General features: G+C 35.5%; 14 protein-coding genes. 1 reads left to right on the plus strand and 13 read right to left on the minus strand.

Going from position 1 to position 15,816, the window contains the following annotated elements:
* Positions 1–128: 128 nt before the first annotated feature.
* From dnaI to pepA, 13 genes are all read right to left on the minus strand, one after another.
* A complete protein-coding gene (gene dnaI / locus AC07SW_RS10735; protein WP_034570503.1) occupies positions 129–1,055 on the minus strand; it encodes a primosomal protein DnaI in 927 nt (308 codons plus the stop codon).
* A gap of 18 nt (positions 1,056–1,073) precedes the next feature.
* Positions 1,074–2,510: a replication initiation and membrane attachment family protein gene (locus AC07SW_RS10740; protein ID WP_494632857.1), complete on the minus strand. Its 1,437-nt coding sequence runs from the start codon at positions 2,508–2,510 to the stop codon at positions 1,074–1,076.
* A 24-nt stretch (positions 2,511–2,534) separates the two neighbouring features.
* Positions 2,535–2,993 (minus strand): transcriptional regulator NrdR, encoded by a 459-nt coding sequence (nrdR, locus tag AC07SW_RS10745; protein WP_034570509.1) that lies wholly within the window; start codon positions 2,991–2,993, stop codon positions 2,535–2,537.
* 146 nt (positions 2,994–3,139) lie between these two features.
* Positions 3,140–3,751: a dephospho-CoA kinase gene (gene coaE / locus AC07SW_RS10750; protein ID WP_034570512.1), complete on the minus strand. Its 612-nt coding sequence runs from the start codon at positions 3,749–3,751 to the stop codon at positions 3,140–3,142.
* Between the two features lie 15 nt (positions 3,752–3,766).
* On the minus strand, positions 3,767–4,627 hold the full coding sequence (mutM, locus tag AC07SW_RS10755) for a DNA-formamidopyrimidine glycosylase (RefSeq protein WP_494632858.1): 861 nt from the start codon (positions 4,625–4,627) through the stop codon (positions 3,767–3,769).
* A 71-nt stretch (positions 4,628–4,698) separates the two neighbouring features.
* Positions 4,699–7,359 carry a DNA polymerase I gene (polA, locus tag AC07SW_RS10760; RefSeq protein WP_119907843.1) on the minus strand — a complete coding sequence of 887 codons (2,661 nt, stop codon included), beginning with the start codon at positions 7,357–7,359 and terminating at the stop codon, positions 4,699–4,701.
* A gap of 158 nt (positions 7,360–7,517) precedes the next feature.
* Positions 7,518–7,979 carry a MaoC/PaaZ C-terminal domain-containing protein gene (locus AC07SW_RS10765; RefSeq protein ID WP_074403021.1) on the minus strand — a complete coding sequence of 154 codons (462 nt, stop codon included), beginning with the start codon at positions 7,977–7,979 and terminating at the stop codon, positions 7,518–7,520.
* A 138-nt stretch (positions 7,980–8,117) separates the two neighbouring features.
* Positions 8,118–9,449 carry a UDP-N-acetylmuramate--L-alanine ligase gene (gene murC, locus AC07SW_RS10770; protein ID WP_135023289.1) on the minus strand — a complete coding sequence of 444 codons (1,332 nt, stop codon included), beginning with the start codon at positions 9,447–9,449 and terminating at the stop codon, positions 8,118–8,120.
* 232 nt (positions 9,450–9,681) lie between these two features.
* A complete protein-coding gene (locus tag AC07SW_RS10775; RefSeq protein ID WP_494632860.1) occupies positions 9,682–12,420 on the minus strand; it encodes a DNA translocase FtsK in 2,739 nt (912 codons plus the stop codon).
* Between the two features lie 166 nt (positions 12,421–12,586).
* On the minus strand, positions 12,587–13,201 hold the full coding sequence (gene ytpR, locus AC07SW_RS10780) for a YtpR family tRNA-binding protein (protein ID WP_119908671.1): 615 nt from the start codon (positions 13,199–13,201) through the stop codon (positions 12,587–12,589).
* A 19-nt stretch (positions 13,202–13,220) separates the two neighbouring features.
* The gene (locus tag AC07SW_RS10785; protein ID WP_034570530.1) at positions 13,221–13,685 is read right to left on the minus strand and encodes a universal stress protein; all 465 of its coding nucleotides are present in this window, start codon (positions 13,683–13,685) and stop codon (positions 13,221–13,223) included.
* Between the two features lie 99 nt (positions 13,686–13,784).
* Positions 13,785–14,096, minus strand: a complete 312-nt coding sequence (locus AC07SW_RS10790) for a thioredoxin family protein (protein ID WP_119907839.1) — start codon at positions 14,094–14,096, stop codon at positions 13,785–13,787.
* A gap of 22 nt (positions 14,097–14,118) precedes the next feature.
* Positions 14,119–15,198: a glutamyl aminopeptidase gene (gene pepA, locus AC07SW_RS10795; RefSeq protein ID WP_119907838.1), complete on the minus strand. Its 1,080-nt coding sequence runs from the start codon at positions 15,196–15,198 to the stop codon at positions 14,119–14,121.
* A gap of 237 nt (positions 15,199–15,435) precedes the next feature.
* Here pepA and AC07SW_RS10800 point away from each other — a divergent pair, with 237 nt between their 5' ends.
* On the plus strand, positions 15,436–15,771 hold the full coding sequence (locus tag AC07SW_RS10800; protein WP_034570539.1) for a PepSY domain-containing protein: 336 nt from the start codon (positions 15,436–15,438) through the stop codon (positions 15,769–15,771).
* Positions 15,772–15,816 lie beyond the last annotated feature (45 nt).

Raw genomic sequence — 15,816 nt, forward strand, 5'->3', positions numbered from 1 at the left:
AAATACTTTCCTCTCTGATAAATAGGTTTCTTGTCTTGGTGTCTTTCTCATTGATTTAATCTATTGACCTAATTAAAACACTTTTTCTCTGAGTTTTCAAGTAACAATCGTTAAATAACAAAAACAAATTATCCATTACGTCTATTTTTCCCTGTCATTTTGATTTCTTTTGACAAATAACGGATTCGTTCCATAATTCGTTTTGCTTTTAAAGGTTCTTCTTCTCCGCGTTGACTAGTTCTTAAATGTTCGTTTTCTAATTGCTTCATATCAAAGTTTGATGAAAAGAAGGTTGGCAATTGCTCTTGCATTCTGTATTGCAAAATAACACCTAAAACATCATCACGAATCCAACTAGACATTGAATCTGCTCCAATATCATCTAACATTAAGATGGCTGATTTTTTGACCATATCCAATTTTTCACTCATATCATTTTTGCCAATGGATTGTTTCATTTCAACAGCAAAAGATGGAAAGTGCATTAATGTACTAGCATAGCCATTTTTCGCCAATTCATGAGCAAGAGCTCCTAATAAATAGGTTTTTCCCACTCCAAAAGATCCTTGTAAATATAACGATTTATGAAAACCTTTTGGATCACTTAAATAAGAATCAATAAAATCAAGTGCTTCCGAAACTGCTTCTCGTCGCTCATCAGTTAATTCAAATTTAGCTAGCGTTGCATTACGAACATCTTTTGGCATATCCATTGAATGAATTCGTTCACGAATCTCATTTTCTTTTTGTTTCGCTATCAATTCAGTTGTCGGAACATACGTAACGTCGATAACGTGAAAATTCATAAATAACTTTGGCATATAGCCTGGTGCCATCATGCCATCTTTACGCTGAAATTTCTTTTTTTCTTGAACGTATTCGTAAAGTTTTGCATAGCTTCGTACGATTCGTTCATCTGTCAATTTTTCACGATTTTCTTCAATGAAGCTTATGACATCCTCGTCTCTTAAGACTTCTTTCATCAAAGAATCGTACTGACTTTCTAAGTTTCGTTCTTTAATTAATTTGGATAAACCTTTGCCCATATCTTCCATTCTATTCACCATCCTTTCCTAATTTTGTTTTTCTAACCGCTTGATTCGTTGCATAAAGGCTTCTTGCTCTTCTTTGCTCATCGGCTTTTCTTCGGTTTCTTGATAATCATCTTTTGCCCATTCTGGTAAGGTTTCTTTTCTTGTACTGGTTTGATTGTTGCGATAAGTAGCAGGTTTTGATTTTGAGTAGCTTTTTTGTTGTTCTTCTCGTTTTTGTTTTTTAGCTGCATTTTCTTGATAAAGTTCTTTTACTTTTTGAATCGCTCGTTCTGGAGAAGTGACGTTGTCTTGACTCCAATCATTGGCAATACTGTCAGCTAAATTTTGAGTAAAGGTTGGATTTCCTCGGACTACTAACACATAATGGATCAAAATATTGACTACGGATGACGGTAAATTGGCTCTTTTAAGCAAATTTTCTAACGTCCACTCTTCTGTTTTGGCAACAAATCCACCTTTTTGTTCTTTGATGGATGTCATAAAATCATATGGTGTCATGCTTTCGCTCACTTCAATTACAGCAATATCCTCATTAGTAAAGCCTTGATGCTTCAATTCATTTTTTCTAAATTGACGCTTCGTTTTTGAAGTAGCAATCACTTCTTCCATAACATCTTTTACATGCACAGCTTGTTGATTGGTTTGATGATACTGATCGTATATCAATTGCTTTAGCTTACGGTCATCTACTTTGCCTGTATCAATATCAGATGCTTCTAAAACAGCTTTTTGCATTTTTAATTCATCGACCCCATACATTGTGTTCAACACAATAATCGTCTTTTCAATTTCTTTTGTAATGGAGGAACGATTGATATATTGAGTAGATAAGCCATCATAGAAAAATTTAAAATCAAACTGCTTAGAATCCAATTGAGGTGCCGTACTTTCTGTAGCACCTACCAGTTCGACTGGCTCGGTCAATAGATTTTTTTCTTGATTAAATAGTTGACTATCAAAATGATAGACATCTAGGAATGATTTTGTAATCTCTTCAAATTCCTTTGGATTAACTGAATTCGATGTGAAGCGTTGGCGTAGCTTTCTGAATTTCCGTTCGCCTACTTTTTCAAATAATAACAAACTTAACAAATCGTCTTTAAAAAAAACATGGACTGGTTGTGGAGATAGAAGTTCATAAACAAAGTTTTTTCCTTGTTCTGAACTGACATAAGTTTTAAGTAAGCCAATGGCTTCAAGTTTAATTCTTGCTTGATACAATTCTGGAATTCCAATGTTTAATAGTGCCAGTAATTCTGAATGAAGAATACCGTCACTCCAATACTTATCATCTTCAACTTCTGTCCATAAAGTCATATAAAGACTGTAGGCTGTTGCACCAATCAGAGGCTGATATAAAAAAGTGAGAATTTTTTGATCCATATCTGAAAGCAAGCCATTTTGACGGACTTTAAAGCCATCTTTTGGACTAAGATTTTTCCATGGATAATTCATATAAGATTCACACCTTTCGCTTGCTTATTTTTCTTTTTCTTGCATTTCTTGTAGTTCTTTCAAAAAGACACTCATATCTTTAAATTCACGGTAGACACTTGCAAAACGAATATAGGCAACTTCGTCTACTTGAGCTAAGCGCTCCATGATGTATTCGCCAATCAAAGTAGTTGATACTTCATTTTCACCTAAACCTCGAACTTTGTTTTCGACTTCATCGACAATTTTTTCAACTTGCTCCATTGCTACTGGGCGTTTTTCACAGGAGCGAATAAGGCCACGCAAGATTTTTTCACGGTTAAATTCTTCTCTTGTTCCATTTTTTTTGACAACAAGTAAAGGCGCCTGTTCCGTTCTTTCAAAGGTTGTAAAACGAAAGCTGCATGCTTCACATTCACGTCTTCGTCTAATTGCTCGTCCTTCATCTGCTGGACGACTGTCGACAACTCTAGAACCATTATTTTGACAGCGTGGACATTGCACTTTTCATCATCCTCTATGTTTAATTTATTATGATTAATAAAATAATTCGTATTATAATTAGGTGTTTACACGTCATTATAACATAGCTTGAACCTTTGTGAAAAGACTTATGAAAAAAGGTGTTGATTATAAAAATAGAGTTCTTTCTATCCTTTGATAGAAAGAAACCCCATTTGACCTAGCCACTTTTCGACTTGCTGTTTTGTTGATTCTTTTGAACCATTATTATCGATCACAATATCCGCAAGTTGCTCTTTTTCAACAATTGATTTTTGTGAGTGAATTCGCAATAAGGCTTCTTCTTTTGATAATTGATTGCGTTTTTGTAGTCGCTCCAGTTGAATGGCAGGAGAAACGGCTACTACCATCACCTTATCAACAACTTTGTCATACTCTGCTTCATATAAAAGTGGAATATCCAACACAACCAATGACACGCCTTTTGCAACTTGTTTTTGAGTCTCATCCATAATCCATTTTCGAATATAGGGTTTTAAAAGTTCATTTAACTGCTTTCGTTTCTCCCCGTCTTCAAAGACAATCTTTCCAAGTTTTTGGCGATTCAAACTGCCATCTGAATGGATGATTTCATCGCCAAAATATGTTTTGATTTCTCTAAGACCTGCTGTTCCTTTTTCGACTACGGCTCTTGCCCCAAGATCAGCATCTACTACTGGAAAGCCAAAATCTTTGAAGAGTTGGCTGACGGTTGATTTTCCGGTGGCAATACTCCCTGTTAACCCTAAGATAACTGTCATCTTTATCACTCTTTTCTATAATTGGTTGAATGACTTTGTATTTGTAGTTGTCAATTTTTGACATTGAGGACAAAAGTGGGTTCCTCGTTGTGCTACCTTAATTTTCTCAATAAGGTGTCCACAGCGAATACAAGGCTCGCCTGTTTTACCGTAAACTGCAAGTTCTACTTGGAATGTTCCCGCTTCTCCTAACGCATTCTGATAGGTTCGAATCGTCGTTCCACCTGCTTCAACTGCTCGTCCTAAAACATCAATAATCGCTTGATAAAGGGCTTTAACTTCACTTTTTTTCAGTGAATTCGCTGGGCGTAAAGGATGGATTTTCGCTTCAAAAAGAGCTTCGTCAACATAAATATTGCCTAGACCTGTAACAATCTTTTGTTCTAGTAATAATGGCTTGATGGCTCTGTTTTTTATACTTAAAGCTTTTGAAAATTCTGGCAACTTAAAGAACTCTGGAATAGGTTCTGGTCCTAAGTCACGTAGTCCAGTCACATTAAATTGTTCTCCCAAAGGAACTAATGTCATACGACCAAATTTTCGAACGTCTAAGTACCTTAAATCTCGGCCATCTGTTAAATGAAAGACCACATGAGTATGTTTTTTCAAAGGTGTTTCCTTTTCTTCAACTTCATACTTGCCTTCCATTCGCAAATGGGAAATCATTGCCCAGTGATCTAAAATAAAAATCAAGTATTTTCCACGACGGTCAATACGTTGAATGGTTTCTCCTATTAATTGGTGACCAAACTCTTCACCAGAAAATGGTTTTGTGATAATGCGATCCCAATAAACTGCTACGTCTTTAATCGTGGCACCTTTAACAAGGTTGGTTAGTCCTTTTCGGACCGTTTCAACTTCTGGTAATTCTGGCATAAAAAGCTCCTTTCTTCTTAAAAAACTTGCATCCATTTTTTATTTTATCAAATGGATGCAAGGCTATTCTTTTATTTAGCGTCATACCAACTGTCGCCATAATTGCTGTCTACTTTTAATGGAACTTGTAATTTCACTGCATGTTCCATCACTTCTGGAACTAATTTTTCAAGGATTGGAATTTCTTCCATTGGCGCTTCAAAAATCAGTTCATCGTGTACTTGTAACAACATTGTCGCTTTTAAATTTTCTGCTTTTAAACGTTTGTCCATTTCAATCATCGCTACTTTAATAATATCAGCCGCACTTCCTTGGATTGGCGTATTCATAGCTGTTCTTTCAGCAAATGATCGTAGGTTAAAGTTCCTTGAATTAATGTCTTTCAAGTAACGGCGACGGTGAAATAAGGTTTCAACATAGCCCTTGTCTTTTGCTTCTCGTACGATGTCTTCCATATATTGTTTAACGCCTGGATATTTATCAAAATACGTATCAATAAATTGTTGTGCTTCTTTTCTGGTTATTCCTAAGTTTTGCGATAGTCCGTAGTCACTAATACCATAAACGATTCCAAAGTTGACCGCTTTTGCTTGGCGACGCATATTTCCAGTCACATCTTCTGCTTTTTCAATTCCAAAGACACGCATTGCCGTACTTGAATGGATGTCTTGCCCTTCAAGAAAGGCTTCTTTTAAATGGGTGTCATTTGAAATATCTGCCAGCACACGTAATTCAATTTGTGAATAATCGGAAGCAAACATTTTCCAGCCTTCATGGCTTGGTACAAAGGCTTGTCTAATTTTACGCCCTTCTTCTAAGCGAATCGGAATATTTTGTAAGTTAGGATCAACGGAACTAAGGCGACCTGTTTGGGTTAAGGTTTGAACGTATCTAGTGTGTACTTTTCCAGTCGCATTATGAACGACTTTTAGTAAGCCCTCCACATAGGTTGATTGAATTTTAGCAATTTGACGGTATTGTAAAATATCATCTACGATTGGCGCTTGTTCTCTTAATTGCTCTAAAACATCAACTGCTGTTGAATAACCAGTTTTAGTTTTTTTAATTGCAGGTAAACCCATTTTTTCAAATAAAATCACACCTAATTGTTTTGGTGAATTGATATTAAAAGTTTCTCCAGCTTCTTCATAGATACGCGCTTCAATTTCAGTTAAGCGAGTAGCAAATTCTGATTTCATTTCTAGTAAGCGATTGGCATTGACTTTTACACCTGTCATTTCCATTTTTGCTAATACCATTGAAAGAGGCAATTCCATTGAAAAGAAAAGATCACTTTGTTCACTTTTTTCTAAATCTGTTTTCAAATGCTTGCTTAAAACTTCAATGGCTTTTGCTTTTCTCGCTAAATGTTGATAAAGTACCGCTGGGTCTTCTGGAATGGCAATTTTAGCTCCTTTTCCATAAACACTTTCATCTGAATCGACTTCATAGTAATCATGCTCCATTGCTACTTCAGATAAGTCTTTACTGTTGTCATTTGTATTTAAAATATAAGAGGCCAGTAAAACGTCAAACTGGATGCCATTCACTTCGTTGCCGTAGCGTTTCATTGCTACGACTGTTCGTTTTGCATCAAAGACGTGTTTAACTATTGATTCGTCTTTTAACCATTCTGCAAATAGCGGCTCCGCTAAAATAAAATCAGGATCTGCCATATAAATTTTTTCACCATTTGTCCAAGTGACTCCTACAATATCTGCTGTATGGTAATTATCACTTAACATTTCAACGTATAAAGCACCTTCTTTACCGAACATTTCAGGTTTTACTTCGGTTACCACTTCAAAAAGAATTTCAGCTTTTTCAATTTGATTTTCTTCATCATAAGCTTTAGTATCTAATTTGCTTAAAAATGATTTGAAATCCATTTCTTTATAAAAATCAATTAATTTTCCAACGTCTTTTCCTTTGTACACTAAATCATCCACTGTCACTTCTAGAGGAGCCTCAACATCGATTGTTGCCAAGCGTTTACTTAGGAAAGCCTGTTCTTTGTCATTGATTAGGTTTTCTTTTCGTTTGCTTTTTTTCATATCTTCAATGTTTTCATACACGCCTTCAACAGAACCGAATTCATGTAACAGTTTTAAAGCTGTTTTTTCACCAATATTGGTCACTCCTGGGATGTTATCAGAAGAGTCTCCTGCTAATCCCTTCATGTCAATAATTTGATTTGGCGTTAAACCGTATTTTTCCATTAGATAAGCAGGGGTATTTTCTTCGATTTCACTAACCCCTTTTATGGTAATGTCCACACGAACATTTTCTTTAGCAAGTTGTGTTAAATCTCGGTCGCCTGAAACGACTACAACGTCATATTCATTTGGGTCTACTTGCGTTGCTAGGGTTCCAATAATATCATCCGCTTCATAATTATCCAATTCGTAATGTGGAATCCCAAATCCGACTAACAAATCACGTAAATAAGGCATTTGCTCTTTAAATTCCCCTGGTGTTTTAGAACGTCCATCTTTATATTCTTTATAAAATTCATGTCTAAATGTCGTTTTCCCTGCATCAAATGCAACTAATACATGTGTCGGTTCTTCTTTACTCATTTCATTTTCTAACATTCGGTGAAAGCTAAAAAGGGCATTTGTGTGAAGCCCGTTTTTATTAACAAATCGATCTAATGATCCGGGAATTGCATAAAATGCTCTGAACGCAATACTGCTTCCATCAATCAATAATAATTTATTTTTTTTCGTCATAAGAAAACTCCTTTTTTATGGAAACCTTAAGTAAGTGGTGTTCACTTATCGCTTGGTGCCAATTTCATCTCTTCTATTCTACCAAAAAAAAGAACAGATAGCGAAAAAGAAATTCGTTCCGTTCAAAAGAAAAAAATCAGAGTTTACGCACTCTGATTTTAATGTAATGCTTCTTCAATTTGGGGAATTAATCGTGGCGGCTCAACAATAAAGCTGGCATCAATTACTCGCTCACCTTCCATATTTTTAGCTTCTACTGAAATCGTCACTACTTCTTTCATTAAATCCACTCGAATTACTTCGAATTCAAAGGTAATCGTTTCATAGTGGTAGACGGGATTTACGCAGTTTACTGAAACATTCACCACATTTGACCCTGGTCCTGGTAAATGTTTTGAAATCGTACTTGTCATAATGCCAATCAGCATAATAACCGGCACTAATGGCTTTTCGTATTCCGTTTGATTGGTATAATCATGTTGAATAAATAAGGGATTTGCATCATTTGTCAATCCTAAGTACAACAAGATATCTTTATCTTCAATTGATTCCGTCACACTTAATTGATCGCCTTCTTGGATTTCCGTAATCAATTTCCCCATTTTTCTTGGTTTCATCATTTTTTCATTTTCTCCTTCATTGTCTTTGTCTTTATTTTACCAAATGTTCTGGAAAATGTAATGAATAAAGTTTTTTAATTTCACTTTCTATAAAAATAAAAAACCTAAACAAATAATTTTGTTTAGGCATAAATCGATTTAATTGTTTTGTAAAGTAGTTCTACTTAATAGTGTTTCATAAGAGCTTTCAAATTTTTGAACATCTCCTGCACCCATAAAGATAACAACTGCATCATGATGATTCAATAATGGAGACATATTTTCTTCTTTTAAAACAGTGGCACCATTTTTAATTTTTTCAGCCAAATCTTGGATTGTTACGCTTCCTTGATCTTCTCTTGCTGATCCAAAGATATCACATAGATAAACAGAGTCTGCTAGATTTAGCGCTTCAGCAAATTCGCTCAACAACGCAACCGTTCTTGTGAAGGTATGAGGTTGGAAAACCGCAATAATTTCTTTATCTGGATACTTTTGACGAGCAGCATCTAAAGTAGCACGGATTTCAGAAGGATGATGTGCGTAATCATCAATGATAACCATGTCTCCCATTTGTTTTTCACTAAAACGACGTTTAACGCCTTGGAAAGTTAAAAGGTTTTCAGCAATTTTTTCTTTTGAAATGCCTTCAAGTTGACAAAGGGCAATAACTGCAAGTGCGTTCAGTACATTATGAGCGCCATATGTTGGAATTTCAAAGTGATTATAAAATTCATCTGAAATATACACGTCAAAACTTGAACCTTTTGTTGACCGAGTAATATTACGTGCTTGGAAGTCATTTTCAGCTCCAAATCCATAATAAAGTACTGGTACATTTGCTTTAATTTTTTGCAACTCTTCATCTTCACCACAGGCAATAATCGCTTTTTGAACTTGGTTTGCCATTGATTGGAAGGCATCAAATACATCTTCAATACCTGTAAAGTAATCAGGATGATCAAAATCAATATTTGTCATAATGGCATAATCGGGACGGTAGGCTAAGAAATGACGACGATATTCGCAAGCTTCTAAGACAAAGAAGTCAGCATCTGGTACACCGTGCCCAGTTCCATCTCCAATGATATAGCTTGTTGGTTCAATTGAACTTAACACATGTGCTAATAATCCAGTTGTACTTGTTTTACCATGAGAACCTGTAATGGCAACACTTGTATATTGCTTTAAAAACTCACCGATAAATTTATGGTAGCGAATAACTGGAATCCCTAAATCTAAAGCTGCTTGAATCTCTTCATGAGTATCTGGGAACGCATTCCCTGCGATAACCGTCAATCCTTCACGAATATTTTCTTTCGCAAATGGGAAGATTGGAATTCCTGCATCTTCAATCCCTTTTTGAGTAAAGAAGTATTTTTCAACGTCGGATCCTTGTACGTTAAAACCTTTATCATTCAATACTAATGCTAGTGCGCTCATTCCAGAACCTTTAATGCCGACAAAGTGATATAGTGTATTTGTATTCATTTTCCTGCCTCCAAATGATGTAATTCGTAGTTCCCTATTTTGTCTATCTACTTGTATTTTTATTAAACAATAAGTTGTTCATTATCTTAACATCAATTTATTCTATAAATTTTTACTGATCTAAAAATTATAACGATATTAGTATACCACGATTTTTTTCATTAGCATACTGCTTTCACCTAGAATACTTTTGTATTAGGATATCTTAAAAACTGGCAATTAACTTTTTAAGCTACTCATTTTTTTGATAATTTGCTTCGTAAGTTGCTTTAGTCAGAAATACATCTCTTGGTTTAGAACCTTTATTTCCAGAAATTAACTGTTGCTCTTCCAATGCTTCAATTAAGTTAGAGGCACGATTAAATCCAATTTTAAATTTTCGTTGCAATAAAGAAACAGAAACGGTATCTTCTTCTGAAATAAAGGCTAAAATTTCATCAAATAGCTCATCTTGACTTTCAACTAGTTCTAATTTAGCAAGTAATGTTTCGGGTTCAAACAAATAATTAGCCGCTCGTTGATCTTTCACATGTTGCACAATCGTGTCAATTTCATTTTCAACATAGGTTCCTTGTACTCGAATAGGTTGCCCTATGCCATTTTCTAAGAACAGCATATCCCCTTTTCCAAGTAATTTTTCTGCTCCACCTGTATCCATAATGGTTCTTGAATCCACTTGACTAGAAACCATAAAGGCTACTCGTGTCGGAATATTATTTTTGATGGTTCCTGTTACCACATCCACACTCGGCCTTTGTGTTGCAACTAGTAAATGAATCCCTGCTGCTCTCGCCTTTTGTGTAATACGAGCGATGTAGTCTTGAACTTCGCTACTCGCCACCATCATTAAATCGGCTAATTCATCAATAATAATCACGATATAAGGAATTTTCAATCCGTGATCTCCATGGAGAGCTGCTTTTTCATTGAATTTTTCAATGTTTCGAACACCAGCTGCTGCCAGTTTTTGGTAACGCTCTTCCATTTCTTCAACTGCCCATTTTAAAGCTTCTGCTGCAGCTTTTGGTTCTGAAATAACTGGTGATAATAAATGAGGAATGTCGTTATATGGCGCAAGCTCCACCGCTTTTGGATCAATTAAAATCAATTTCACTTCACTCGGATTTGCTTTGTATAATAAGCTGATTAAAATTGAATTGATAAAGACACTCTTACCTGAACCTGTTGCCCCTGCAATTAAACCATGAGGCATTTTATCGATAGTTGAAACCACTGCTTTCCCAGATAAATTCACTCCAATCGCGACTGTTAATGGCGATTTATTTTCTTTAAATTCTGGACTTTCCATCACTTCGGATAGCATGACAGGTCTTGAAAATTGATTTGGAATCTCAACTCCGACAGAACTTCTACCGGGAATAGGCGCTTCTATCCGAATGTCTTTAGCTGCTAACGCAAGCTTTAAATCATCTGATAAATTAGTTATTTTATTCACTTTGACACCACGACCCAGCTGCAATTCAAACTGGGTTACTGCCGGTCCAATCGTCCAGCCAATTACTTGGGCATCAACACCAAAGGCATCTAAAGCTTCATTTAACATTTCAGCCTGTTCAATAACCCAATCATCCACGGCACTATTTGTAAATTGAACAGGTGGCTCTAGTAAGTCTAATGGGGGAAATTGATACGCAGCTAGATTTTCATCTTCATTTTCAATTAAATTTGAAACGGGGACTAGCGCTTTTCCTTCAGAAGTAAAATTGTCACTTTTTGCTTCTGGTGTAGTTATTTTTTCTTCAACAAATTGAGGCACTTCCTCTACAATGAATTCTTCTGGTTCTTCCATTGTAGGTTCTTCAACAATCTGTGGTTGTTCTTCTTCTACAATCAATTCTTCTAGTTCTTCCTTTGCAGATTCTGCTGTCTTTTCTTCGACAAAAGACGGCACTTCTTCAGAAATCGATTCTTCCATAACAGACTCTTCTATCTTTTCTTCAACTACTGGCGTTAATGTTTGAGACAAATAATTAAAACGACTTAACGCAGCTTTTAATTCCAAATCAGATTCTTCTTGATTAAATGTACCTGTTTCAGTAGTTTCTTCTAAAAGTGGTTCAACAGATGATTCATCTTTAGTGATGATTTCAGTCTCAACTGAATCTTGAATAAGACCTCTGTCCTCTTCTTCATGAAGCTCTCCAAAATAACGTGCAACATTCGTCCCACGATTTATCGTAATGTCTTGTTCTTCTTCAATCATTCCTGCAAGCGATCTTGAAAGACCTCTTTTTTTATCGTGGTGTGTTTCTTCGATTTGAGGAATCACCAACTCTTCTTCCTCTTCTAAGCACTCGGCTTTTTCTTGTATTTGACTAGTAGTTTCTAATTCACTCGCTGGAAGAACCTCTTCAAATGTAATCAATTCTATATCTGGTGCGCCATCTTCTACTTCAAGTTCAACTGAATCTTCATTTTCTGTTATCAAGATAAACGAGTCTAGCTCTTTTTTTAAACGCGAAGCTAAAAGATCGTAGTCAATTTCATCAATTGTTTTTTTTACATCATCTCTTTGGAACCCATAAATAGGTGACGGAATTTTTTGAACTTTAAATGGCGTTGAACTTCTTGTTTCATGATAGGCAGTTGGCTGCTTTTCAATGGATTGCTTAGCCGCTTGTTTCGTTTCAACTTTTTTTTCAGTCTTGGTTTTTCGAGTATGAAAATCTTGTATCTCTTTTTTTACAACTGCATTCGTTTCTTTTCTTGTATACTCTTCTGTACGATGTAAAAATTCTGAAAAAACAGCATCTGGTGCTGGATGACGACCTGATTTTGGTAATTTTACTGGTCTTTTCGTTTCATTATTTTGTGTTTCGTAAGGTTGTTTTTTAAAGGGTTGTTTTTTTTCATTCTGTCGTACTTGTTCAGTATCAGAATAGAAAGGAAACTTAAATTTTTTAGGGTGATTTTGCCCACCTTGGTAGCTTGGTCCATCATAATTTGACATGATGATGCTCCTTTCCTCTCTGTTGTCTTTGTTTAGTTTAACATAATCCCCCTCTTTATTGAATCATAATTGAGAAAGCTTAAAATCTTCTTAGACAACGATAAAAAAACAATCTACTCGACACATGATGTGAAAAGTAGATTGCTTCTATTTTTAAATTAAGCGCCTATTCGCCTATTTCAAAAGCTTCTCCAACAGTTGAATCTGCTGGCAATACTAAAATACCTTTTTGAGCAGGTGCATCCGCTAAGTTTAATTCTTTAGCTGAACAAATCATTCCGTGACTCGCTTCGCCACGTAATTCACCGTCCCAAATAATTAACCCATTCGGCATCATCGCGCCTACTTTTGCAACCACTACTTTTTGATCCACCGCAATGTTTGGAGCGCCACAAACGATTTGAACCGTTTCGTCATTTCCAACTTCAACTTGCGTAATGGATAAATGGTCTGAATCTGGATGTGGCACGCATTCTTTAACAAATCCAACAACGAATTTAGGTTCATTGTCGACTTCTAAGATATAATCAAATCCAGCTTTTTGAATAAGCTCATTTAAAACAGCCACTTGATCTTCAGTTAAATAGATTTGACCATTTCCTGACACTGTTAAGTGGTTTGAGATATGAAAGAAGTTAAAACCAACAGTTTCATTTGTTTCTGATTTAAAAATTCTAACAACGTCTCCGTTTTCTTCAAATCCTTGTTCTGAAAAATTACTGTTTTCAGTCATAATTAAAAGAGTATCGCCTATTCCATTTTTATTGTAACAACTAATCATCAATTTATTTTTCTCCAATCTATTTTTCCTTCGCTTGATTTCGAACAATCAATACATCACATGGTGCTTCTCGAATAATGTATTGACTAACGCTTCCCATCATTAAACGTTCAATTCCACTTAATCCGCTTTGACCACATAAAATCAAATCGATGTTATGTTCTTTTGGCAATGATTTTGCTAGTAATTCTTTTGGTGAGCCTGTTACTAATTCAGTTGAAACTTTTTTTACACCACGATTAATTGCAAATTGACGGTATTCACCAAGAATTTCTTTCATCGTACGCGTCTCTTCTTCACTGGCTTCAATATCAAAGCTCGCAACACCCATCGTGTATGAACGATTGTCAATTACGTGGACAATCAATAAATCACCATTATTTCGCTTCGCTGTTTCAATTGCATTTTCTAAAGCTGCACTTGCTTCGTCGCTTCCGTCTACTGCAACCATGATGTGTTGATATTCTTGATTTTGTTCAACCATAATCTCATCCCCTTTTGAAAAACTTAGCATTTAACTGCTTTCTTTTATTATAACTCTTTCATTCCTATAACAAAAGGCTAAACGCTTCATCTTGAATCATTAGAGCGTATTGATAAATTGAGTAACTTCTTCTTTTGTTTTGCGGTCTTTATTCACAAAACGTCCAGTTTCGATTCCGTTTTCAAAAGCCACAAAACTTGGAATCCCAAAAATAGCCAACTCTCCACATAAATCGATAAATTCATCGCGATCCACCTGCACAAATGTAAAATCTGCATGTTCATTTTCGATTTCAGGCATCAAAGGTTTAATGAACACACAATCACCACACCAATCTGCTGTGAAAAAGAAAATTGTTTTTCCGCTATTCTTCAATGTTTCAAATTCTGCAAGTGATTTTAATTCTCTCATATTGTCACCTCTTTTTTATAAACTAGTTATTTTTCATGATCGTTTCATAGGTACTGCGATCCATTGTACGAGCAATTTGTAATACCATTTCTTTAGCTGCTGCGTAATCATCAATGTGGAACATTGTTTGATGTGTGTGAATATAACGCGCGCACACGCCAATAACAGCACTTGGAACACCATTATTTGAAATATGAGCTGCACCTGCATCCGTACCACCTTTTGATACAAAATACTGGTAAGGAATATTATTGGTTTCAGCTGTATCTAATAAAAACTCACGCATCCCTTTTAAGGTAATCATACCTGGGTCAAAGATTCTCAATAAGAAACCTTCACCAAGATGACCATATTTAGATTTATCTCCAGTTAAATCATCTGCTGCTGAACAATCCACTGCAAAGAATAGATCTGGTTTAAATTGGTGAACAGCACCTTTTGTTCCACGTAAGCCAACTTCTTCTTGAACATTTGCTCCTGCAATCAATGTATTTGGTAAATCTTCGCCTTGTAACTCTTTTAAGGCTTCAATCACAACTGTACAGCCATAACGGTTATCCCAAGCTTTGCTTAGAATTTTTTTCCCATTTGCCATTTTAACCGTTTCTGTTAATGGAACGATTGCATCTCCTGGACGCACGCCAAAGCTCATCGCTTCGTCTTTTGAGTCAAAACCAGCATCAAATAAAATATCTGCAACTTCTGGTGCTCCTGCTTTTCCATTTGTACCTCTTAGTAAGTGTGGGGGTACTGAAGAAGAAACGCACGGATAATCTCCCTTAGCAGTTTGTAGTGTAAAGCGTTGCGCTGAAACGACATAAGGATTCCATCCACCTAAAGGAACCACTCTAAATAAACCTTGTTCTGTAATACTAGCAACCATAAACCCAACTTCGTCCATATGAGCAGCTAACATGATTCTTGGAGCTTGTTCGATTTTACTACGACGGATACCAAAAATACCGCCTAAACCATCTTGAACGACTTCATCAACTAAAGGGGTCAACTCTTTTCTCATAACCTCTCTTACATTGTGCTCAAAGCCACTTGTGCCTTGTAATTCAGTCATTTTTTTAACTAACGAAAATGTTTCTTCATTCATGTGTATACTCACAAATAAATAAACTTTCTTTTTATTTGTGATCTACCCTCCTTTAGATATTTGATTTACCTTCTTTATTATATCGCATTTCTATAAAGATTTTAACTGGTTCGGGATTAATTTTATAAAATCATCATAAAAGTGATTTTTATTTGTTTTTTTTGTGGATTCAATTATCTTTTTTTGCGGAAAATGGTATACTAAAAACAGTAATCATTTGATTGGAGGATATATATCATGACTTCTAAAAACTCATTTAATACTTACGCGGTTGTGGGCGGGCTTATTTTTGGAGCTGGTTTGACATGCGGGTATAAAATCGCAAGCTTAATGAAAAAAAATAAAACCATTCACGGGGACGAAATTTTAACGATGGTCAAAAAAGCTTTTCTTGAAGAGGGACCAATTGAAGGATCTTGGATTGAATTAAAAAAAGTGCCTCTTAGAAAATTCGCCTTTAAAACAGATGTTTATTATGGCGGTATTTCTAGGATGGAAGAAGATACTTTAGTCCAATATGAGTTTATTGCAGATGCATACACAGGCTCAATTTTAGATTTGTACCGTGTTTAACTTAATAAGTAAGTTTAAAAGCAATGAAGCTAAATTTCATTGCTT

This window comes from Carnobacterium sp. GW821-FHT04C06 (assembly GCF_059420345.1).

Excerpts from the sequence above, each read along its gene's own strand:
- AC07SW_RS10790 (WP_119907839.1), bottom strand. The coding sequence starts at position 14,096 with ATGAGAGAATTAAAATCACTTGCAGAATTTGAAACATTGAAGAATAGC.
- coaE (WP_034570512.1), bottom strand. The coding sequence starts at position 3,751 with ATGACAGTTATCTTAGGGTTAACAGGGAGTATTGCCACCGGAAAATCA.
- ytpR (WP_119908671.1), bottom strand. The coding sequence starts at position 13,201 with ATGATTAGTTGTTACAATAAAAATGGAATAGGCGATACTCTTTTAATT.
- murC (WP_135023289.1), bottom strand. The coding sequence starts at position 9,449 with ATGAATACAAATACACTATATCACTTTGTCGGCATTAAAGGTTCTGGA.
- AC07SW_RS10765 (WP_074403021.1), bottom strand. The coding sequence starts at position 7,979 with ATGATGAAACCAAGAAAAATGGGGAAATTGATTACGGAAATCCAAGAA.
- AC07SW_RS10740 (WP_494632857.1), bottom strand. The coding sequence starts at position 2,510 with ATGAATTATCCATGGAAAAATCTTAGTCCAAAAGATGGCTTTAAAGTC.
- polA (WP_119907843.1), bottom strand. The coding sequence starts at position 7,359 with ATGACGAAAAAAAATAAATTATTATTGATTGATGGAAGCAGTATTGCG.
- mutM (WP_494632858.1), bottom strand. The coding sequence starts at position 4,627 with ATGCCAGAATTACCAGAAGTTGAAACGGTCCGAAAAGGACTAACCAAC.
- pepA (WP_119907838.1), bottom strand. The coding sequence starts at position 15,198 with ATGAATGAAGAAACATTTTCGTTAGTTAAAAAAATGACTGAATTACAA.
- AC07SW_RS10800 (WP_034570539.1), top strand. The coding sequence starts at position 15,436 with ATGACTTCTAAAAACTCATTTAATACTTACGCGGTTGTGGGCGGGCTT.
- AC07SW_RS10785 (WP_034570530.1), bottom strand. The coding sequence starts at position 13,685 with ATGGTTGAACAAAATCAAGAATATCAACACATCATGGTTGCAGTAGAC.
- dnaI (WP_034570503.1), bottom strand. The coding sequence starts at position 1,055 with ATGGAAGATATGGGCAAAGGTTTATCCAAATTAATTAAAGAACGAAAC.
- AC07SW_RS10775 (WP_494632860.1), bottom strand. The coding sequence starts at position 12,420 with ATGTCAAATTATGATGGACCAAGCTACCAAGGTGGGCAAAATCACCCT.